The organism is Streptomyces sp. NEAU-YJ-81, from assembly GCF_017592595.1.
Classification (GTDB): domain Bacteria; phylum Actinomycetota; class Actinomycetes; order Streptomycetales; family Streptomycetaceae; genus Streptomyces; species Streptomyces hygroscopicus_B.
This window is the reverse complement of record NZ_JAGFNO010000001.1, coordinates 696,796-716,283: the sequence shown is the minus strand read 5'-3', so window position 1 is coordinate 716,283 and position 19,488 is coordinate 696,796. Positions and strand designations below refer to the sequence as shown.

Annotated in this window: 14 protein-coding genes and 2 pseudogenes; 2 read left to right on the top strand and 14 right to left on the bottom strand. The window is 71.4% G+C overall.

The window, feature by feature from the left end; genetic code table 11:
* Positions 1 to 7 precede the first annotated feature (7 nt).
* The 7 genes from topA to bldG all read right to left on the bottom strand — a co-directional run bounded on the left by topA (position 8) and on the right by bldG (position 10,113).
* Positions 8 to 2,845, bottom strand: a complete 2,838-nt coding sequence (topA, locus tag J5X86_RS03225; RefSeq protein WP_208515261.1) for a type I DNA topoisomerase — start codon at positions 2,843 to 2,845, stop codon at positions 8 to 10.
* 211 nt (positions 2,846 to 3,056) lie between these two features.
* Entirely contained in the window at positions 3,057 to 3,254 is a 198-nt protein-coding gene (locus tag J5X86_RS03220; RefSeq protein WP_078642250.1) for a hypothetical protein, read from the bottom strand.
* 271 nt (positions 3,255 to 3,525) lie between these two features.
* Positions 3,526 to 5,100 carry a class I SAM-dependent methyltransferase gene (locus tag J5X86_RS03215; RefSeq protein WP_208515260.1) on the bottom strand — a complete coding sequence of 525 codons (1,575 nt, stop codon included), beginning with the start codon at positions 5,098 to 5,100 and terminating at the stop codon, positions 3,526 to 3,528.
* Between the two features lie 165 nt (positions 5,101 to 5,265).
* Complete coding sequence (locus tag J5X86_RS03210; RefSeq protein WP_308124432.1) at positions 5,266 to 5,838, bottom strand: small secreted protein; 573 nt, start codon at positions 5,836 to 5,838, stop codon at positions 5,266 to 5,268.
* Positions 5,839 to 6,076: 238 nt separating this feature from the next.
* A complete protein-coding gene (locus tag J5X86_RS03205) occupies positions 6,077 to 8,515 on the bottom strand; it encodes a sodium-translocating pyrophosphatase (RefSeq protein WP_208515258.1) in 2,439 nt (812 codons plus the stop codon).
* 735 nt (positions 8,516 to 9,250) lie between these two features.
* Positions 9,251 to 9,679 carry an ATP-binding protein gene (locus J5X86_RS03200; RefSeq protein ID WP_078642254.1) on the bottom strand — a complete coding sequence of 143 codons (429 nt, stop codon included), beginning with the start codon at positions 9,677 to 9,679 and terminating at the stop codon, positions 9,251 to 9,253.
* A gap of 92 nt (positions 9,680 to 9,771) precedes the next feature.
* A complete protein-coding gene (gene bldG, locus J5X86_RS03195) occupies positions 9,772 to 10,113 on the bottom strand; it encodes an anti-sigma factor antagonist BldG (protein ID WP_014061729.1) in 342 nt (113 codons plus the stop codon).
* Between the two features lie 54 nt (positions 10,114 to 10,167).
* On the opposite strand from bldG, the gene J5X86_RS03190 reads away from it, so the two are divergent.
* Positions 10,168 to 12,624 carry a DEAD/DEAH box helicase gene (locus tag J5X86_RS03190; RefSeq protein WP_208515257.1) on the top strand — a complete coding sequence of 819 codons (2,457 nt, stop codon included), beginning with the start codon at positions 10,168 to 10,170 and terminating at the stop codon, positions 12,622 to 12,624.
* A gap of 63 nt (positions 12,625 to 12,687) precedes the next feature.
* On the opposite strand, the pseudogene J5X86_RS03185 reads toward J5X86_RS03190, so the two are convergent.
* The 7 genes and pseudogenes from J5X86_RS03185 to ssd all read right to left on the bottom strand — a co-directional run.
* Positions 12,688 to 13,002, bottom strand: a pseudogene (locus tag J5X86_RS03185) (Rv3654c family TadE-like protein); the annotation flags it as partial.
* A pseudogene (locus J5X86_RS03180) lies at positions 12,999 to 13,403 on the bottom strand (TadE family type IV pilus minor pilin); the annotation flags it as partial. The pseudogenes J5X86_RS03180 and J5X86_RS03185, both read right to left, overlap by 4 nt.
* 175 nt (positions 13,404 to 13,578) lie before the next feature.
* Complete coding sequence (locus J5X86_RS03170; RefSeq protein WP_078642255.1) at positions 13,579 to 13,776, bottom strand: DUF4244 domain-containing protein; 198 nt, start codon at positions 13,774 to 13,776, stop codon at positions 13,579 to 13,581.
* 124 nt (positions 13,777 to 13,900) lie between these two features.
* Complete coding sequence (locus tag J5X86_RS03165) at positions 13,901 to 14,719, bottom strand: type II secretion system F family protein (protein WP_208515256.1); 819 nt, start codon at positions 14,717 to 14,719, stop codon at positions 13,901 to 13,903.
* Positions 14,709 to 15,635: a type II secretion system F family protein gene (locus J5X86_RS03160; protein ID WP_208515255.1), complete on the bottom strand. Its 927-nt coding sequence runs from the start codon at positions 15,633 to 15,635 to the stop codon at positions 14,709 to 14,711. The genes J5X86_RS03165 and J5X86_RS03160 overlap by 11 nt, the downstream gene beginning before the upstream one ends.
* Positions 15,632 to 16,798, bottom strand: coding sequence for a TadA family conjugal transfer-associated ATPase (locus J5X86_RS03155; protein WP_208515254.1), 1,167 nt, complete (start codon positions 16,796 to 16,798; stop codon positions 15,632 to 15,634). The genes J5X86_RS03160 and J5X86_RS03155 overlap by 4 nt, the downstream gene beginning before the upstream one ends.
* The gene (gene ssd, locus J5X86_RS03150; protein WP_208515253.1) at positions 16,795 to 17,904 is read right to left on the bottom strand and encodes a septum site-determining protein Ssd; all 1,110 of its coding nucleotides are present in this window, start codon (positions 17,902 to 17,904) and stop codon (positions 16,795 to 16,797) included. The genes J5X86_RS03155 and ssd overlap by 4 nt, the downstream gene beginning before the upstream one ends.
* Positions 17,905 to 18,357: 453 nt before the next feature.
* Here ssd and J5X86_RS03145 point away from each other — a divergent pair, with 453 nt between their 5' ends.
* Complete coding sequence (locus J5X86_RS03145; RefSeq protein ID WP_208515252.1) at positions 18,358 to 19,194, top strand: HAD family phosphatase; 837 nt, start codon at positions 18,358 to 18,360, stop codon at positions 19,192 to 19,194.
* Positions 19,195 to 19,488 lie beyond the last annotated feature (294 nt).

Sequence of the window (19,488 nt, the reverse complement as noted above, 5' to 3'; positions counted from 1 at the left end):
CGCTTTCCTACTCGGCGTTGGCCGACGACTTCTTGGCCGCTGCCGTCTTCTTGGCGGCGGTCTTCGCGGTCGTCTTCTTGGCAGTCGTCTTCTTCGCCGCGGTCTTCTTGGCGGCCGTCTTGGTCGCCGTCGTCTTCTTGGCCGCGGTCTTCTTCGCCGCCGTCTTCTTGGCGGTCTTCTTGGCCGGGCCCTTGGCGCGCTTCTCGGCGAGCAGCTCGAAGCCGCGCTCGGGCGTGATGGTCTCCACGTCGTCGTCGCGGCGCAGCGTCGCGTTGGTCTCGCCGTCCGTGACGTACGGGCCGAAGCGGCCGTCCTTCACCACCACGGGCCGCTCGCTGACCGGGTCGGTGCCCAGCTCCTTCAGCGGCGGCTTGGCCGCTGCCCGGCCACGCTGCTTGGGCTGGGCGTAGATCGCCAGCGCCTGCTCGAGCGTGATGGTGAAGAGCTGCTCCTCGCTCTCCAGCGACCGCGAGTCCGTGCCCTTCTTCAGGTACGGGCCGTAGCGGCCGTTCTGCGCGGTGATCTCCACACCCTCGGGGTCGGCGCCGACCACACGCGGCAGCGACATCAGCTTGAGCGCGTCCTCCAGGGTCACCGTGTCCAGGGACATCGACTTGAGGAGGGACGCGGTGCGCGGCTTGACGGCGTTCTTACCGCTCTTGGGAGTGTCCTCGGGGAGCACCTCGGTGACGTACGGGCCGTAGCGGCCGTCCTTGGCCACGATCAGGCGACCGGTCTCGGGGTCGGGGCCCAGCTCGAACTCACCGCTCGGCTTGGCGAACAGCTCCTCCGCGTACGCCACGGTCAGCTCGTCCGGCGGCATGTCGTCGGGGACGTCGGCGCGCCGGCCGGTGCCGCCCTCGATCTCCGTCGGGCGCTCGACGTACGGCCCGTAGCGGCCGACGCGCAGCACGATGCCGTCGCCCACGGGGAAGGACGAGATCTCCCGGGCATCGATCGCGCCCAGGTCGGTGACCAGCTCCTTGAGGCCGCCGAGGTGGTCGCCGTCGCCGTTCCCGGCCTCGGCTGCGCCGGCCTGCGCGCCCTCGCCGAAGTAGAAGCGCTTCAGCCACGGCACGGCCTCGGCCTCGCCGCGCGCGATGCGGTCGAGATCGTCCTCCATCTTGGCGGTGAAGTCGTAGTCGACCAGCCGGCCGAAGTGCTTCTCCAGCAGGTTGACCACGGCGAAGCTCAGGAAGGAGGGCACGAGCGCGGTGCCCTTCTTGAAGACATAGCCGCGGTCGAGGATGGTGCCCAGGATCGTGGCGTAGGTCGAGGGGCGGCCGATCTCGCGCTCTTCGAGCTCCTTGACCAGCGACGCCTCGGTGTAGCGGGCCGGGGGCTTGGTCGCGTGGCCGTCGGCGGTGATCTCCTCGGCGGTGAGCCGGTCGCCCTCGGTGACCTGCGGCAGCCGGCGCTCGCGGTCGTCGAGCTCGGCGTTCGGGTCGTCGGCGCCCTCCACGTAGGCCTTCATGAAGCCGTGGAAGGTGATCGTCTTACCGGAGGCGGAGAACTCGGCGTCCCGGCCGTCGCTCGCCTGCCCGGCGATCTTGACGGTGACCGAGTTGCCGATCGCGTCCTTCATCTGGGAGGCGACGGTCCGCTTCCAGATCAGCTCGTAGAGCCGGAACTGGTCGCCCGTAAGGCCGGTCTCCGCCGGGGTGCGGAAGCGGTCTCCCGAGGGGCGGATGGCCTCGTGCGCCTCCTGGGCGTTCTTGACCTTGCCCGCATAGGTGCGCGGCTTGTCGGGCAGATAGTCGGCGCCGTACAGCTGCGTGACCTGCGCCCGGGCCGCCGTGACCGCCGTGTCCGACAGGACGGTGGAGTCCGTACGCATATAGGTGATGTAGCCGTTCTCATACAGCTTCTGCGCGACCTGCATGGTGGCCTTGGCCCCGAAGCCCAGCTTGCGGCTGGCCTCCTGCTGCAGGGTCGTCGTACGGAACGGCGCGTACGGCGAGCGGCGGTACGGCTTGGACTCGACCGAGCGCACCGTGAAGGCGGTGTCGGCGAGAGCCGTGGCCAGGGAGCGGGCGCCGGCCTCGTCCAGCTGCAGGACGTTGACGCCGTCCTTGAGCTGCCCGAGCGAGGTGAAATCGCGCCCCTGGGCGACCCGGAGGCCGTCGACGGCCGTAAGGCGGGCACCAAGGGTGCCGGGGTCGCTGACGTCACCGGCCCGGCCGGTGGCGAAGGTGCCGGTGAGGTCCCAGTACTCGGCGGAGCGGAAGGCGATGCGCTCGCGCTCGCGCTCGACGACGAGACGGGTGGCGACGGACTGGACCCGGCCCGCGGACAGACCGCGCATGACCTTCTTCCACAGGACCGGCGAGACCTCGTAGCCGTAGAGGCGGTCGAGGATGCGGCGGGTCTCCTGGGCATCGACCAGGCGCTGGTTCAGCTCGCGCGGGTTGGCCACGGCGGCCCGGATGGCGTCCTTGGTGATCTCGTGGAAGACCATCCGGCGCACCGGGACCTTGGGCTTGAGGACCTCCTGGAGGTGCCAGGCGATGGCCTCGCCCTCGCGGTCCTCATCGGTGGCCAGGAAGAGCTCGTCGGAGTCGGCGAGCAGCTCCTTGAGCTTCTTGACCTGGCTCTTCTTGTCGGAGTTCACAACATAGACGGGCTGGAAGTCGTGCTCGACGTCCACGCCGAGCCGCCGGACCTCGCCGGTGTACTTGTCGGGGACCTCGGCCGCACCGTTCGGCAGGTCCCGGATGTGCCCGACGCTGGCCTCGACCACGTAGCCCGGGCCGAGGTAGCCCTTAATCGTCTTCGCCTTGGCAGGCGACTCGACGATGACGAGTCGGCGGCCGCCCTGTGCGGTCTCGCTGGTGGTCGGGGACAACTTGGCTCTTCTCTCCGGTCGACGCTCGGTGAACGGGCAGTGCCGTGTGGGTAACGCTCACACGGCCTCCCTCTACGGTGACGCTGCGGAGTGTGACGGTACATCCCGCCCCCGTGTCAAACGGAAAAAGCCCGCAACGCCACTCGAACGGTAACCCGACAACCGACCTGTCTGCCGCCCGGACCGGCACGAGGCAGCGCGGAAGGCCCTGTCAGGCGTAACCGAGGCACCAGATTCCGCCGCCAAGGGCGGCGACGCCGAAGAAAAGGGAGAGCGCCGCGGAAGCGACAGGACTCACACCATGTGCCACCGGTGCGCGCAGCCTCAGGCGCGCCGCCGTCCACAGCAGCAGCGCGGCGCCGAACAACACGAATGCCGTTCCGGCGAAGATCGCAGGTCCGCTCTCCATGACGGGAGCGTGGCACGCACGGGAGGCGTGAGCGCGAACCCCGGGTGAACAGCGCGGGTCGCCTCGTGCGGCCCGTCCGTACGCCGTCGGCGCCCATCCCGGCCCGATGCCCGCGTATCCGCCGCGAACCGCCCGTCTGCGCCTATCTGCGTCCGTCCGCGCCTGCCCCGAGTGGCCTCTTCCGCGCTCCGGCGGCAGCTTTCTGCCATACGGGGCGCGCGGGAGGGCGCTGTACCACCGGCGTACGCCCCCAGCACCCGCCCGGCGCGCTCTATCGCGCCTCTATGCCGTCGTCATCGACCGGCCGCAGAAAACCCTGCTCGATCAGGAGCCGGATGGACTGCGGGGTGCTGTCGCGCAGCACCACTTGGTCCTCCCCGAGCAGCTGGGCGATGGCGTCCAGGATCCGGCCCGCGCTCAGTGTGCCGTCGCACACACCCGCGAAGCCCGCCCCGACCGTGTCCACCGTCGTCGCGCGCCGCATGCCCCGGTACTGCCTGAGCACCACATGCTCGGGGTCCTCGGCCCCGGGCGGGCCCACCTGCTCCTGGACGACCTCGTCCGCCAGCCGGAAGCGGGCGGTCAGCAGCGCCGCGTCGTCATGCGTGCGCAGGAAGTCCTGCCGGTCGAAGTGGGCCATGGCCTCGCCCCCCAGCGGCTGCTCGACCGGATGGGGCCACTGCTCCACGGTCACCGAGGGCCGGTCGGCTCCGGACTTGCGCAGGGTGATCCAGCCGAAGCCGACGGCCTTGGTCTTCCGCGCCTCGAATTCGTCCAGCCACGCGTCGTAGCGCGCCGCGTACGCCTCGGGGCCGGCCAGATGCTCACCGGCGTCGCGCAGCCACAGCTCGGTGTACTGGCTGACGTCCTGCACCTCGCGCTGCACGATCCACGCGTCACAGCCGGACGGGATCCAGGAGGCCACCCGCTCGCGCCAGTCCTCCCCCTCGACGTGCTGCCAGTTCGCCAGCAGCTGACACCAGCCGCCGTCGGCGAGGTGCCCGGCGGACTCCTGGACGAGGGTGCGGCACAGGTCGTCCCCGGACATCCCGCCCTCCCGGTAGACCAGCTCGCTGCCCTCCGGGGAGCGGGGGGAGATCACAAAGGGCGGGTTGGAGACGATCAGGTCGTACGTCTCGTCCCGGACCGGCTCGAACAGCGATCCCTCCCGCAGATCCGGCTCCGGCGCCCCGGACAGGGCGAGGGTCAGCCGGGCGATCGCCAGGGCGCGCGGATTGCGGTCCGTGGCAGTGACGCGGGTGGCGTGGCGGCCCGCGTGCAGCGCCTGGATACCGGAGCCGGTGCCGAGGTCGAGGACCCGGCCCACGGGCGCGGGCACGGTGAGACCGGCGAGCGTCGTGGACGCGCCGCCGACCCCGAGGACGAGCCGGGAGCGGTCCTCACGGCCGCGCGCGCCGCCCGGGCCACCGATCCCTCCGGCGCCGCCGACCGCGCAGCCCAGGTCGGAGACGATCCACCAGTCCTGGCCCTCGGGGCCGCCGTAAGGCCGCACATCCACACTCGCGCGCACCTCGTCGCCCTCGCGCACCAGCCAGCCGTCGGCGAGGCAGTCCTCGGCCGGCAGGGCCGCGGCCGCCCGCCCGTACGCCACGGGCCGCTGCAGCAGAAAGAGCCGCACCAGGGTCTCCAGCGGGCTGCTCTCGCCCCGGGTGGCGCGCAGCGCCGGGACGGTCTCGCCGCGCGCCAGGGCCGCGTAGGCGGACGAGCCGAGCAGATCCAGCAGACCATCGGCGGTGAATGAGGCGGCCGACAGCGCCTCACGAAGGCGGGCGGTGCGCTCAGGGTCGGCGACGGGAAGGCGGAACGGAGGCTGGTGCGTACTCACGCCCCCATTGTCGGGGCAATGACCGACAGCGGGCGACGCCGGTCGGCATCGGAACGACATCGCCCGCGTCGGCCAGGCTGACGAGCCGACAAAGGGGGCGCGAGGCGACGGCGTTGCCCCCTGGGGGCAGAACCGGGGCCGTCCTGGACAGCCCTGGGCATCCCGTCAGGACTGCGTCGTGGCGCCGCCGGTCGTCTTCGGCTTCTGGCAGCCGGACTGCTTGGCCATCGCCGAGCCGACCTTTCCCTCCTGCAGCTTCTGCAGGGCCTGGTCTCCCGACTTGCTGAGCTTGTCGAGCTCGTCGGCGACGCCCTTGAGCCCCTGGGCGAACTTGGACTTGTCCGAGGTGTCCAGCTTGTCGACGGACGTCTTCAGCTTCGTGTACGCCCCTGAGGTGGCGTTGAGCTCCTTGACCGCCTGCTGCTGGGTCTTGTCGCCGCCGTCGACGGGCGGGGGGCCCGCCTTGTTCACGGCCTTGGCGAGTGCCCCGTAGGACTCGGAGATCTCCTGGAACGCCTTGGAGTCCGTCTGCTGCAGCTTCTTGGAGTCCTGCTCGTCGGCCGCACCCTGGATCGCGGTGTTGGCGCCCTGAATCTTCTTCAGCTGAGGCTGCACCTCGTCACAGACCGACTTGGCCCAGTCGTTGACCTTCTTGTCGTCATCGCCGCCCCCGCAGCCGGTCAGCGCCAGTACGAGTGCCGCACCGCCGGACAGTGCAGCCACAAGCTTCTTGTTCACCGGATTGGTCCCTTCCATGGCTCTCGGCCCCGGAACATACACGTCCATCCGGCGAGACCCACCCGGCGAGCGCCCCGTATGGATCCTTTTGCAGCCATTTGCACCCCGCTCGTTGTGGACATGGCCTCATCGAGCGGACGGGACACCCCGGACAGGGACACGGGCGGACGATGTGCTGTCGCACATCGCCCGCCCGCATGTCGCAGGGGCTTTCCCGGCCCCCTGGCCCCTCCCGGGGCTAGGACACCACCGCCGCGTCGGCCGACTTCGCCACGCGCTCGGAGTTGTCTTCGTCACCTACGACGATTCCGCGCCGCTTGGAGATGTAGACCGACGCCACGATGATCACGACGGCGAGCCCGGCGACGACCGCACGCAGCCCAGGGCTGGCGTTGTCCCCGTAGGAGAACTTCACCACCGCGGGCGCGATCAGCAGCGCCACCAGGTTCATCACCTTCAGCAGCGGGTTGATCGCGGGGCCCGCGGTGTCCTTGAAGGGATCGCCGACCGTGTCGCCGATCACCGTCGCGGCATGCGCCTCGCTCCCCTTACCGCCGTGATGACCGTCCTCGACCAGCTTCTTGGCGTTGTCCCAGGCGCCGCCGGAGTTGGCGAGGAACACGGCCATCAGCGTGCCGGTGCCGATCGCGCCCGCCAGGAACGAGCCGAGCGCGCCGACCCCGAAGGTGAAGCCGACGGCGATCGGCGCCAGGACGGCGAGCAGACCCGGTGTGGCCAGCTCGCGCAGCGCGTCCTTGGTGCAGATGTCGACGACCCGGCCGTACTCGGGCTGCTCGCTGTAGTTCATGATCCCGGGCTTCTCGCGGAACTGCCGCCGCACCTCGAAGACCACCGCTCCGGCCGACCGCGACACCGCGTTGATCGCCAGCCCGGAGAAGAGGAAGACGACGGCGGCGCCGAGGACGAGTCCCACGAGGTTGTTGGGCTGCGAGATGTCCAGGCTCAGATTCATCTCCCCGGCCACGGAGGTGTGCACATCGTTCACGGCCTCCGCGATGGCGTCGCGATACGAGCCGAAGAGCGCGGCCGCGGCGAGCACCGCCGTCGCGATCGCGATGCCCTTGGTGATCGCCTTGGTGGTGTTGCCGACCGCGTCGAGGTCGGTGAGCACCTGCGCGCCCGCGCCCTCGACATCGCCGGACATCTCGGCGATGCCCTGGGCGTTGTCGGAGACCGGACCGAAGGTGTCCATGGCGACGATCACACCGACCGTGGTGAGCAGGCCGGTGCCGGCGAGCGCGACGGCGAACAGCGCCAGCATGATCGAGGTGCCGCCGAGCAGGAAGGCGCCGTAGACGCTCAGCCCGATCAGCACCGCCGAGTAGACGGCCGACTCCAGACCGAGCGAGATACCGGAGAGCACCACCGTGGCCGGGCCGGTCAGCGAGGTCTTGCCGACGTCCCGCACGGGACGCCGGGTGGTCTCGGTGAAGTAGCCCGTGAGCTGCTGGATGAGCGCGGCCAGCACGATGCCGATGGCGACGGCGATGAGCGCGAGGACCCGCGGGTCACCGCTGTGGCCGAGGATCTCGCGGCTGGTGACGCCGTCGAGATCCGCGTAGCTGGACGGCAGATAGGTGAAGACCGCGACCGCCACCAGCGCCATCGAGATCACGGCCGAGATGAAGAAGCCGCGGTTGATGGCGCTCATTCCGCTGCGGTCGGCGCGGCGCGGAGCCACGGCGAAGATCCCGATCATGGCGGTGACCACGCCGATGGCCGGGACGAGCAGCGGGAAGGCCAGCCCGGCGTCGCCGAAGGCCGCCTTGCCGAGGATCAGCGCGGCGACCAGGGTGACGGCGTACGACTCGAAGAGGTCGGCGGCCATACCGGCGCAGTCACCGACGTTGTCGCCAACGTTGTCCGCGATGGTGGCGGCGTTGCGCGGGTCGTCCTCGGGGATGCCCTTCTCGACCTTGCCGACTAGGTCGGCGCCGACGTCGGCGGCCTTGGTGAAGATGCCACCGCCGACCCTCATGAACATCGCGATCAGCGCGGCGCCGAGTCCGAAGCCCTCCAGCACCTTGGGCGCGTCGGCCGCGTAGACCAGCACCACGCAGGAGGCGCCCAGCAGTCCGAGGCCCACGGTGAACATGCCCACCACACCGCCGGTACGGAAAGCGATCTTCATCGCCTTGTGCGAGACGGCCGTGAGATCCACGCTCGGCTTACCGGGTGCGGAAGCGGCCGAATCGCCATTGACGGGTGTGGTGGGGGGCTCGGGGGTGGCCTCACGGGCGGCGGCGGCGACACGCACATTGCTGCGCACCGCGAGCCACATCCCGATATAGCCGGTGGCCGCCGAGAATGCCGCACCGATCAGAAAGAACACCGAACGCCCGATGCGCTGCCGCCAGTCGTCCGCCGGCAACAGCATGAGCAGGAAGAACACCACCACGGCGAATCCGCCGAGGGTGCGCAGTTGCCGGGCCAGATAGGCATTGGCGCCTTCCTGAACGGCCTCGGCGATCTTCTTCATACTGTCCGTGCCCTCGCCCGCCGCGAGGACTTGTCGTACCAGCACCACCGCGACCGCGAGCGCCGCGATCGCGACGGCGGCGATCACCAGCACGATCACACGGTTGTCGTCGGTCAGCTCCGCGGCGGCCAGGGTTGGGGTGAGGTCCAGCTGATGAGGGGTGAGAGGCCCCGCCATTCGTCCTCCTTGACGTTTGGCACATGGGCGCGCAGCAGTTCTGCGACTGCAGAAGAGCCGCCGCGCTCAGGCGTCCTGAGCTCGAGATGTGGACGGATTGTAGGGAGCGTCACACGATCAAAACAGGGCGCCGGAATGGGAATTCGCCCGCACCAGCGAAGATCAATTGGTTTGGCGGTATGAATTCCTTCGGAAGAAGGAAGGTCGACAATTCACTGACGGATGTAAAATGATCTCTACAAATGATCTATATAGATGATCTAGCGGCAGTCGCGCATCGCCGAGAAAAGCGCTGTTCAGAGCCTAAGCCAGAGATCGAAATAGCGCGCGCCGAGAGGTGCGCCGGGACCATGCGGCCGACCGGGCGCGGGCATGCCAACAGCCGGACCGACGATCATGAAACGGCCGGTCCGGTGGGTTCCAGCGGGTCCTGCGAGTCGGGTGAGGGATGACGGACAGATGACCCTCACGAGGGACCCAGCTTCGGCGATCAGGACGAGCAAGGCCCGCTCCCCGCCCCGGGAGAGGGCCTGCTGTGTGCGAACAGGACTCAGCCCGGCGCGAGCAGCGCCCGAACCGACGAGAGCAGGACGCAGCCGCATGGGGCAGGACCCGAGCCAACGGGAGCAGGAGTCAGCCCACTGCGAGCAGGACCCCACCAACGGGAGCAGGGACACAGCCCACTGCGAGCAGGACCCAGCAGCCCCAGTGGGGCAGGACCCGGCGCGGTGGGGGCTAGGACACCAGAGGCTGGGGTGACGTCGGCCAGCTCATCCGGATCACTCCACCGGACTCGCTGCTCGTCACCTCGACATCGTCGACGAGCCCGCTGATGACGGCGAGACCCATCTCGTCCTCGCCCTCGGCCTCGTCGTCCATCTCCGGATGGGAGCCGGACGCCAGGGCCGCCGAGGTCGGGGATTCGTCACCGACCTCGATGGAGAACTTCTTCTCCTCCTCGGTCAGCGTCACCCGCACCGGTGCCTCCACCCCATTGCTCAGGTGGAGCCCGACCGCACGCGTGCAAGCCTCGCCGACCGCGAGCCGCACCTCGTCGAGCACGGCCTCATCCACCCCCGCCCGACGCGCCACGGCGGCCGCGACAAGACGAGCGGTCCTGACGTGCTCAGGCAGCGCGCTGAAGCGGAGTTCGACGGTGGCCATGCCATCCCCCTCGGGCGTATGGGCGTGCTTATCGGGAGGGCCGGGCGTGCACCGCCCGGAACCCCCTTCTGTGTCTTCCTTCGGCGATCTTGTCAGTCGGTCGCCGCGACAGCGTCCTCGACCGAGGTGTGAATCGGGAACACCTTGGTCAGGCCGGTGATGCGGAAGATCTTCAGAATGCGCTCCTGGTTGCAAACCAGGCGCAGCGAGCCCTCGTGGGCCCGCACTCGCTTGAGCCCGCCGACGAGCACGCCGAGTCCGGTGGAGTCGAGAAAGTCGACGCCCTCCATGTCGACGACCAGGTGGTAGTTGCCGTCGTTGACAAGCTCAACCAGCTGCTCGCGCAGCTTGGGCGCGGTGTATACATCAATCTCGCCACCGACCTCGACGACCGTGCGGTCGTCGACGGTCCGAGTCGACAGGGACAGGTCCACGGATCCTCCAGCACCTTGCATCGAGCGGTCGCCCCCCATGGATCGGCAGCCGCGATGGCATTCAATCACTTACCAGCAGGCGTGCACGACGCCTTGAGACCATTGTCCGTCAGACCAGTGACACACTCGGTGTCGATGGCCCACGACCAAATCCCGCGGCAGGCGGGCATACGCCCCTCACCCCGGGCCGTCCTCGGTCGGCTGAGCACCGGGGCGGGCCGGGGCGCGCGCATCACTCATACGGAGCACTTGCCCCCGCGCCCGGGAACCCATGCCGACTGGCCCTCGGCGATCCGGCCGGAGGTGATCAACGCCATTCGCGCGGCCGGCATCGAGCGCCCGTGGGCCCACCAGGCGCGTACGGCCGAACACGCGCTGCGCGGGGAATCCGTGGTCGTGGCCACCGGAACCGCCTCCGGCAAGTCCCTCGCCTATCTGGCCCCCGTCCTCAGCACCCTGCTGGATGGCTCGGAGGAGCCCAACGGCCGGGGGACGACCGCCCTGTACCTCTCCCCCACCAAGGCGCTGGCCGCCGACCAGCGCCGCGCGGTGGCCGGCTTCACCGCCCCGCTGGGCACCGGCGTCCGGGCGGCGGTCTACGACGGCGACACGCCCGTGGAGGAGCGCGAGTGGGTGCGTCAGTACGCGAACTATGTGCTCACCAACCCCGACATGCTCCACCGCGGCATCCTGCCCGGCCACCCCAGATGGTCCTCCTTCCTGCGCGCACTGCGCTATGTGGTGATCGACGAATGCCACACCTACCGGGGTGTCTTCGGCTCCCATGTGGCCCAGGTGCTGCGCAGGCTGCGCCGCGTCTGCGCCCGCTACGGCTCCTCTCCCGTGTTCCTGCTCGCGTCGGCCACCGCCTCCGATCCGGCGGTCGCTGCTAACCGGCTGACCGGCGTGCCCGTCGTGGAGATCACCGAGGACGGCTCGCCGCGCGGCGAGGTCGTCTTCGCCCTCTGGGAGCCGCCGCTGACCGAGCTCCACGGCGAGCAGGGCGCCCCGGTGCGCCGCACGGCCACGGCCGAGTCCGCGGACCTGCTCACCGACCTGGCCGTCCAGGGCGTCCGTACGGTCACCTTCGTGCGCTCCCGGCGGGGCGCGGAGCTCATCGCGCTCATCGCCCAGGAGCGGCTCGCCGAGGTGGACCGCTCGCTGCCGGACCGGATCGCCGCCTATCGCGGCGGCTATCTCCCCGAGGAGCGCCGCGCCCTGGAGAGGGCCCTGCACTCCGGTGAGCTGCTGGGGCTCGCCGCCACCACCGCCCTGGAGCTGGGGATGGACATCGCCGGGCTGGACGCCGTGGTCGTGGCGGGCTACCCCGGCACCCGCGCCTCCCTGTGGCAGCAGGCGGGGCGGGCCGGGCGCACCGGCGAAGGGGCCCTGGCGATCCTGGTCGCCAGGGACGACCCGCTGGACACCTATCTCGTCCACCATCCGGACGCTCTCTTCCGGCAGCCGGTGGAGTCCACCGTCCTGGACCCGGACAACCCCTACGTCCTCGCGCCGCACCTGTGCGCGGCCGCGGCGGAGCTTCCGCTCACCGAGCCGGACCTGGAGCTCTTCGGCCCCGCCACCGAGGAGCTGATGCCGCAGTTGGAGCAGCGCAAGCTGCTGCGGCGCCGGGCGACCGCCTGGCACTGGACCCGCCGTGAGCGCGCCGCCGACCTCACCGACATCCGCGGGGCGGGCGGCAGCCCGGTCCAGGTCGTGGAGGCGGCGACCGGGCGGCTGCTGGGCACCGTGGACGCCGCGGCGGCCCACACCACCGTCCACGAGGGCGCCGTCCACCTGCATCAGGGCCGGAGCTATCTCGTCAGGCAGCTCGACCTCGACGACTCGGTCGCCTTGGTGGAGGAGGCCGCTCCGCCCTACTCGACCACGGCCCGCGACACCACGGCGATCTCCATCCTGGAGACCACCACCGAGATCCCCTGGGGGGACGCGCGGCTGTGCTTCGGCTCGGTCGAGGTCACCAACCAGGTCGTCTCCTTTCTGCGCCGCAAGCTGATCACCGGTGAGGTCCTCGGCGAGTCCAAGCTCGACCTTCCGCCGCGCACCCTGCGCACCCGGGCCGTGTGGTGGACGGTCACCGACGACCAGCTCGAGGAGGCCCGGGTGCACCCCCAGGCCCTCGGCGGCGCCCTGCACGCCGCGGAGCACGCCTCGATCGGCATCCTGCCGCTCTTCGCCACCTGTGACCGCTGGGACATCGGCGGGGTGTCCGTCCCGCTGCACCCCGACACGCTGCTGCCGACCGTCTTCGTGTACGACGGGCATCCGGGTGGCGCGGGCTTCGCCGAGCGCGCCTTCCACACGGCCGCCCGCTGGCTGGCGGCCACCCGCGAGGCGATCGCCGCCTGCGAGTGCGAGGCGGGATGCCCGTCCTGCATCCAGTCGCCCAAGTGCGGCAACGGCAACGACCCGCTGGACAAGAAGGCCGCCATCCGCCTGCTGACGACCCTGCTCGCCGGGGCCCCGGAGCAGCCGCCGGCCGCCGAGTGAGCACTCCCCGCCGCCTGGTGTCGACGGCAGTGCGGTGACAGGAGTGCCCGCGGGCCCCGCCCGTGCCCTGGCCCGGAGAGTGAACGGGCCGGTGCGCACCTCCGCCGTGAGATCCGCGATCTCACCGCTCAGGGCGCATCGCACCACGCGCGCCCCCTGAGCGGAGGCCACCCGCCGGGCGAGACCGCAAGCCGTACGAGCCCCCTCCAGGCCGTGGTCCGCCGCCGCGAGCGCCGCCAGATCGGCGGCTCCGCCCGCCCGATGGCGCGCCACCATGGCCTGCCCGGCCGCCAGTACGGCCGCGAACACCGCGCACAGGGCCGCCGCGGCCAGCGCGGTCCAGACGGTGGCCGACCCCCGGTCGTCCGCCCTGCTCACGGGACCGCCTCCCGGGCCGCACCACCCGCGTCCACCTCGCCCACCGTGTCCTCGGCGAGCGCGGCCGCCTCGCCGCGCAGATTCACCGCCAGCGGACCGGGACCGGCGGCATGGGTCCGGACCCGCACCCGCACCAGGTCTCCCTCCTGCCACAGCTCGACCCGCGCTCCATCGGGTGCGGCCGAGCGGGCGGCGGCCATCGCGTCCGCCCTCGGCTCCGAACGCGCCGCCGCCCTCGCCCCGGCCCTCGCCGCGTCCACGCACTGAAGCTGCGCGGCCGCAGCCATCAGCCCCCAGATCAACATCAGGGCGAACAGCGCCAGCACCGGCAGCGCGACGGCCGTCTCCGCCGTGACGAAGCCGCTGTCCCGCCCAGTGCGCTGGGTCCTTAGGGCACTCCGGGGTCCTAGGACGCCTCGGGCCCTCGGGACGCCGTGGGTCCTTGGGAGTCTCGGGGTCCTTGGGACGCCCTGGGCCCTCGGGGCGCCCCGGAGCCTTGCCAAGCCCCGGGCCCTTGGGACGCCCCGCACACCGCTCCTGGCGCGCGGGCGCGTCCGCTCGACCATCCCCGGCGCCTCAGAACTGCGCATCGAGCGCCCGTCCGATGACCGACTGCAGCGCACCGCTGACGGTCCCGCTGGTCACCACCTTGTAGAGCACCGCGGCGAAACCGCATGCCGCGATCGTTCCCATCGCGTACTCGGCGGTGGCCATGCCTGCCTCGGACTTCGCACGTGCCGCCGCGTACCGCCGTGCCCACCACTGCTTCACCATGTCGGCCCCCCTTGCCCTGTCCGCGGTGTCACTGACCGCGGTTCATCGTTCGTCGTGCTGTTGTCGTGCCGCTGTCGTTCGCTGGTCTGATTGGTGCTGGTGTGATTGGTGGTCTCGTCGGTGTTCAGGGGCCGTCGCCCATCAGGCCGCGGGCCAGCCCGATCATCACCGGGGCCAGGCCGACCAGCAGGAACGCGGGGAGGAAGCAGCCCGCGAGCGGTGCGTTGACCAGCACACCGGTGCGGTCGGCCCGTTTCATCGCCGCCCGCCCCTGCTCGGCCCGGCATTCGGCCGCCAGCCGGGACACCGGCTCCACCGCCGGAGCGCCCGTTGTACCGGCGCGTTCCAAGGCGCGTGCCAGCCCCTGCGCTCCGGGCAGAGCCCCGATGCGCCCCCAGGCGTGGGCCGGTTCACCTCCCAGCCGCAGCTCCGCCGCGGTCTGGACAAGCCGCTCGCCGACCGGGCCGCCCAGCGAACCTCCCACCGCCTCCGCCGCCTTCCGCGGGCCCGCTCCGGCCGCCAGGCAGGCGGTCAGCAGATCGGCGGCCAGCGGAATTTGGCGCGCGGCGAGGGCCTCGATGTGCCGGTCACGACCGGAGCGCCCAGCGGTGGCCCGGCGGTACCGCTGCCACCACCAGAGGCCGCAGGCCGCGGTGAGCCCCAGCACCCACCCCGGCGGCCCCCCGACGAGGACGACGGCGATCGTCACAGCGCCGCACGGCGCGGCCCAGAGGGGCAACGCGCCCTCAGTGGCCCCGGCGCGCCGGCGCCGCCACGGCCGGGCCCGTCTCCGCCGCCGGACCCTCGTGCCCCGAAGCAGCACCGCCAGCCGTCGTCGGGCGCCCCGCTCCCGATGGGCCTCGACCATCGCCATCACCGTGCACAGGACCGCCGCCAAGACGGACAGCGAAATCCCCAGGCTGTGGACAACCTCAGCGCTCATCGGCCACCGGCCGCCCCGGCTCACGCGCCGCCCGCACCATCCGGCCGGTCCACACCAGGCCCGCCCACTCCAGCAGGCCGCCCACCAGCAGGCAGCTCAGCCCGGCCGGGGTGTGCAGCAGCTCATGCAGTGGGTTGGAGCCCAGCAGCCCGCCCAGCACCAGCCCGACGACGGGCAGCACCGCCAGTGCGACGGCGGTGGCCTTGGCCCCCGCCAGCTTGGCGTCCAGGCTGTCCCGCTGGTCCCGCTCGGCGCGCAGCGCCGCCGCCACCCGGTCGAGCCCCGCCGCCAGCCCCGCTCCCTCGTCGACCGCCACCTGCCAGCAGGCCGCGACCCCACTCAGCCCCTCGGCACCCGGCAGCCGGGCCACCCTCCGCAGCGCGTCCGGCACTTCACCGCCGAACCGCGCCGCGGCCGTCACCAGCCCCCAACGCTCCCTCAGGTGCCCCGGGTCCACCGCCAGCAACGCCTCGCCGGGATGCCGCCCGGCCCGCAGCTCGCCCGCCACGGTGGCACAGAGGTCGATCACCCCGGCGGCGCGCCGCACACGGTCCCGCTCGCGCCGCCGGGACCGCAGCCACCGGCCGACGACCGGCGTGGCCACCACCGCCCCGAGCAGCGGCAGAACCGACGCGCCCAGCAGCGCGATCACACATCCGACCGGCAGACACAGCAACTCACGCCCCATCCGCCCGCCGTACCCGACCCGCCAGCGCTCCCGCAGCCAGGCGGCCGTCTCGGACAGCCGCCGCACCGGATCGGGCCCCGCCGGCTCGACGGGTCCGCCGCCCGCGAACAACAGCCTCACCCGGCGCAGCTCCCGGTCCCGCCCGGCGAGCAGCCATACGGCCGCCCCCGCGCACAGCATCGCGGCGCACAGCGTCAGCGCACCCTGGTCCGCTCCCGCGCCCGTCATGCCGCTCCTCCGCCCCGTGCGCACAGCCGCTGGAGCCGCTGCCAGCCCGCCGCCCGTTCGAAGCCCTCCGGGCCCCAGACGGCCGCTGGGACGGTCGTGACGAAGCCCGCCCGGTCCCGGTCCAGCACATGCAGCTCGGCGATCCTGCGCCGCCCGCCGCGGTCCCGCACCAGATGGACCAGGACCGACAGCGCCGCCGCCAACTGGCTGTGCAGCGCGGCCCGGTCCAGACCCGCGGTCGAGCCGAGCGCCTCCAGCCGCGCGGGAACGTCGGCCGCCGTATTGGCGTGGACGGTGCCACAGCCGCCCTCATGGCCGGTGTTCAAGGCCCCCAGCAGATCGGTGACCTCGGCGCCTCTCACCTCCCCGACCACCAGCCGGTCGGGGCGCATCCGCAGCGCCTGCCGCACCAGATCCCGCAGGGTGACCTGGCCTCGGCCCTCCTGGTTGGCAGGGCGGGTCTCCAGCCGGACCACATGCGGGTGGTCGGGCCGGAGCTCAGCCGAGTCCTCGGCGAGGACGATTCGCTCCTGCGGGCCGACCAGCCCCAGCAGGGTGCTCAGCAGCGTTGTCTTGCCCGATCCGGTGCCGCCGCTGATCAGGTAGGACAGCCGGGCGTCCAGCATGGCCCGCAGCAGATGCGCGCCGCCCGGCGGCACCGTCCCGGCCGCCTCCAGCTCCGCGAGGGAGAACGCCCGGGAGCGCACGACTCGCAGCGACAAACAGGTCGCGCCGACCGCGACCGGAGGGAGCACCGCATGCAGCCGGGTCCCATCCGGCAGCCGGGCGTCCACCCACGGCCGGGCGTCATCCAGCCGCCGCCCGGCCACCGCGGCGAGCCGCTGCGCGAGCCTGCGCACGGCGGCCGCGTCCACGAAGGTGACGGCCGTGCGCTCCAGCCCCGAACCCCGGTCCACCCACACCTCATCGGGGGCGGTGACCAGGACGTCCGTGACATCGGGGGCGGCCAGCAACGGCTCCAGGGGCCCGGTGCCGACCAGCTCCGAGCGCAGCGCCTCCACCACACCGAGCACCTCGGTGTCGCCGAGCAGCCGCCCCTCCTCACGCAGGGCCGCCGCCACCCGGGCGGGCGTGGGCTCCGCGCCGCTCCCGGCGAGCCGCAGCCGCACCGCGTCCAGCAGATCCGGCGATACGACGCTCATGCGGTGACACCTCCCTCGTCGGCGAGGGCACGCGCCCAGAACTCGGCGCAGAACCGGCCGAGCGGTCCGCGGGGGCTGCCACCCGGGGGCTCCCCGCCCTCGAACGCGTCCGTCAGACCGGGCTCCGGTGGCAGCTGACCGGCCAGCGGCAGCCCGAGCAGCCCCGCGATCTCCTCGTCGCCGAGCTCCGGCCCGCACGGGCCCCGCACCACCGCGCGCAGGTCCCGCAGCACCATGCCCACCGTGGACGCCACCCGGTGGGCGGCCGCGACCGCTCGCAGCTCCGCCGGGACGACCAGCAGCCCGAGGTCGATCTGGGCCAGGGCCTCGGCCGCCGCGTCGTCGACGCGGCGCGGCAGATCCACCACCACGACCCCGCCGCGCCGCCTGGCCGCGGCCAGCACCGCCCGCATCGCGGACGGCGGGATGACGACCGAATCGCCGCGGTCCCAGCTGAGCACCCGCAGCGAGTGCAGCTCGGGCAGCGACTCCTCCAGAGCGCTTCCGGCGACCCGCCCCCGCGACTCGGCGAAGGCAGGCCATCTCAGGCCCTGCGCGCCCTCGCCGCCGAGCAGCACATCGAGCCCGCCGCCCAGCGGATCGCCGTCGATCAGCATGGTGCGCCGGCCGGAGCGGGCCGCGGTGACCGCCAGGGCGCACGCGAGGGTGGAGGCGCCCGCACCGCCGCGGCCGCCGATGACCCCGATGGTCAGGGCCTGCCGGCCCACGCCCTCGGCGACATCGGCGATCCGGTCCACCAGCCAGGTCTCGGCATCGGGCAGGAACGCCACGTTGTCCGCGCCGAGCGCCACCGCCCGCCGCCAGATGCCGTGGTCGTCCAGATCGCGCCCGATGAGCAACACCCCTTCTCTGCGGGCCCGGTCGCACAGCCGGGCGGCCGAATCGTCGCCGACCAGAATCAGCGGTGCGGCCTCCCAACTGCCCCGGCGAGTGAGCGCGCCATGTGCCACTTCCGGTTCGGCTCCGGCCGCCGCGCACAGCCGCAGCAGATCGTCGAGAAGTCCCTCGTCCTCGGTGACGATGAGCGGTCTGCCCCGTTGTCCTTCGGCCGCCGAAGGGCGTTCCGGTGTGATGGATGCAGTCACGATCCCCTCCCATATCCGTTACGCGCTCTCACTCCCGCGAACAGCGAGTGCGAGCACCGCGGAGAATCACCGTGCTGCGATCCAGAAAATCTTGGGGATCTTGGTCCAAAACTGTGGACAACTCATCACTTGTGAATATCCCAGTCACCTAAAGCAGTGACTTCCGGAGAGCAGCCTAGCGATTACGTACGGTTACCGCTCAAGCTGTGGAGAGGCGGGGCCACACGGGCCCGAGGGAGGGGATCAAGATCTCGTGAGAACGCCGAAAATGCGTCCGGACATGCGACGACCCCCGCCGGGGGGGAGAGCGGGGGTCGTCCCCACGGCCGACTCGGGGGGGGAGGAGTCGGGCCGGGTTAGCACGGTCGCGAACGATCCGTGACTTCCATGGTGTACCCGAGAGCCTTCTCAGGCAAACCCACGCGCCTGAGCTTACGCCGAATGGTGGGCCCTATGCTCGGCGTCGTGGAAAACCACTCCTTGCCCCGGACAGCCGCCTTCTTTGACCTGGACAAGACGGTCATTGCGAAGTCAAGCGCGTTCACCTTCAGCAAGTCCTTCTACCAGGGTGGTCTGATCAACCGCCGCGCTGTACTGCGTACTGCCTATGCGCAGTTCGTCTTCCTCGCCGGCGGCGCCGATCACGACCAGATGGAACGGATGCGCGCATACCTCTCGGCGCTGTGCCGCGGATGGAATGTCCAGCAGGTGAAGGAGATCGTCGCCGAGACCTTGCACGATCTGATCGACCCCATCATCTACGACGAGGCCGCCTCGCTCATCGAGGAGCACCACATCGCCGGCCGCGATGTAGTGATCGTGAGCACCTCCGGGGCGGAGGTGGTCGAGCCGATCGGCGAGCTTCTGGGCGCGGACCGTGTGGTGGCCACCCGCATGGTCGTCGAGGACGGAGTCTTCACCGGAGAGGTGGAGTACTACGCCTACGGCCCGACGAAGGCGGAGGCGATCGCCGAGTTGGCGGAGTCGGAGGGCTACGACTTGTCACGCTGTTACGCCTACAGCGATTCGGCGACCGATCTCCCGATGCTGGAGTCGGTCGGCCACCCTCATGCGGTCAACCCGGACCGGGCGCTGCGGCGCGAGGCGGCGGCCCGCGGCTGGCCGGTGCTCTCCTTCAACCGCCCGGTCCGACTGAAGCAGCGCAGGCCCTCGCTCTCCATGCCGCCCCGCCCGGTGCTCGCCGTGGCGGCGGCCATCGGCGCGGCCGCAGCCACCGCCGGGCTGGTGTGGTACACCAATCGGCGCCGCGCCCTTTATGCCCGCGTTTAGGAGTAATAGCAAAGATCTGCGGTGAGGGGTTCCGCTTGACCTCTCGCAGGAGTACAAAGGAATCGACGGCCCGCGAGACCAGGGGTATCCGAGAGGAAACCCTCAGACGCCAAGGCCCCACGGACCGAGCACAGATGCTGAGCACCCACGCGACGTCGACCCGTCGATTACGGGCCAGCCGCACCAGGTGACGGGCATAAGTTCCCGACCTGATGGGCGAATGAGATTGCACGCATGGTAACCCGGTAGCTGTGCCAGCGGCGGTGCCCACGGGTACCGCCGCAACTCTTGTCA

Excerpts from the sequence above, each read along its gene's own strand:
- J5X86_RS03190 (WP_208515257.1), top strand. The coding sequence starts at position 10,168 with ATGGCATTCAATCACTTACCAGCAGGCGTGCACGACGCCTTGAGACCA.
- J5X86_RS03155 (WP_208515254.1), bottom strand. The coding sequence starts at position 16,798 with ATGAGCGTCGTATCGCCGGATCTGCTGGACGCGGTGCGGCTGCGGCTC.
- J5X86_RS03160 (WP_208515255.1), bottom strand. The coding sequence starts at position 15,635 with ATGACGGGCGCGGGAGCGGACCAGGGTGCGCTGACGCTGTGCGCCGCG.
- J5X86_RS03220 (WP_078642250.1), bottom strand. The coding sequence starts at position 3,254 with ATGGAGAGCGGACCTGCGATCTTCGCCGGAACGGCATTCGTGTTGTTC.
- J5X86_RS03170 (WP_078642255.1), bottom strand. The coding sequence starts at position 13,776 with ATGGTGAAGCAGTGGTGGGCACGGCGGTACGCGGCGGCACGTGCGAAG.
- J5X86_RS03145 (WP_208515252.1), top strand. The coding sequence starts at position 18,358 with ATGCTCGGCGTCGTGGAAAACCACTCCTTGCCCCGGACAGCCGCCTTC.
- J5X86_RS03200 (WP_078642254.1), bottom strand. The coding sequence starts at position 9,679 with ATGGCCACCGTCGAACTCCGCTTCAGCGCGCTGCCTGAGCACGTCAGG.
- J5X86_RS03205 (WP_208515258.1), bottom strand. The coding sequence starts at position 8,515 with ATGGCGGGGCCTCTCACCCCTCATCAGCTGGACCTCACCCCAACCCTG.
- J5X86_RS03165 (WP_208515256.1), bottom strand. The coding sequence starts at position 14,719 with ATGAGCGCTGAGGTTGTCCACAGCCTGGGGATTTCGCTGTCCGTCTTG.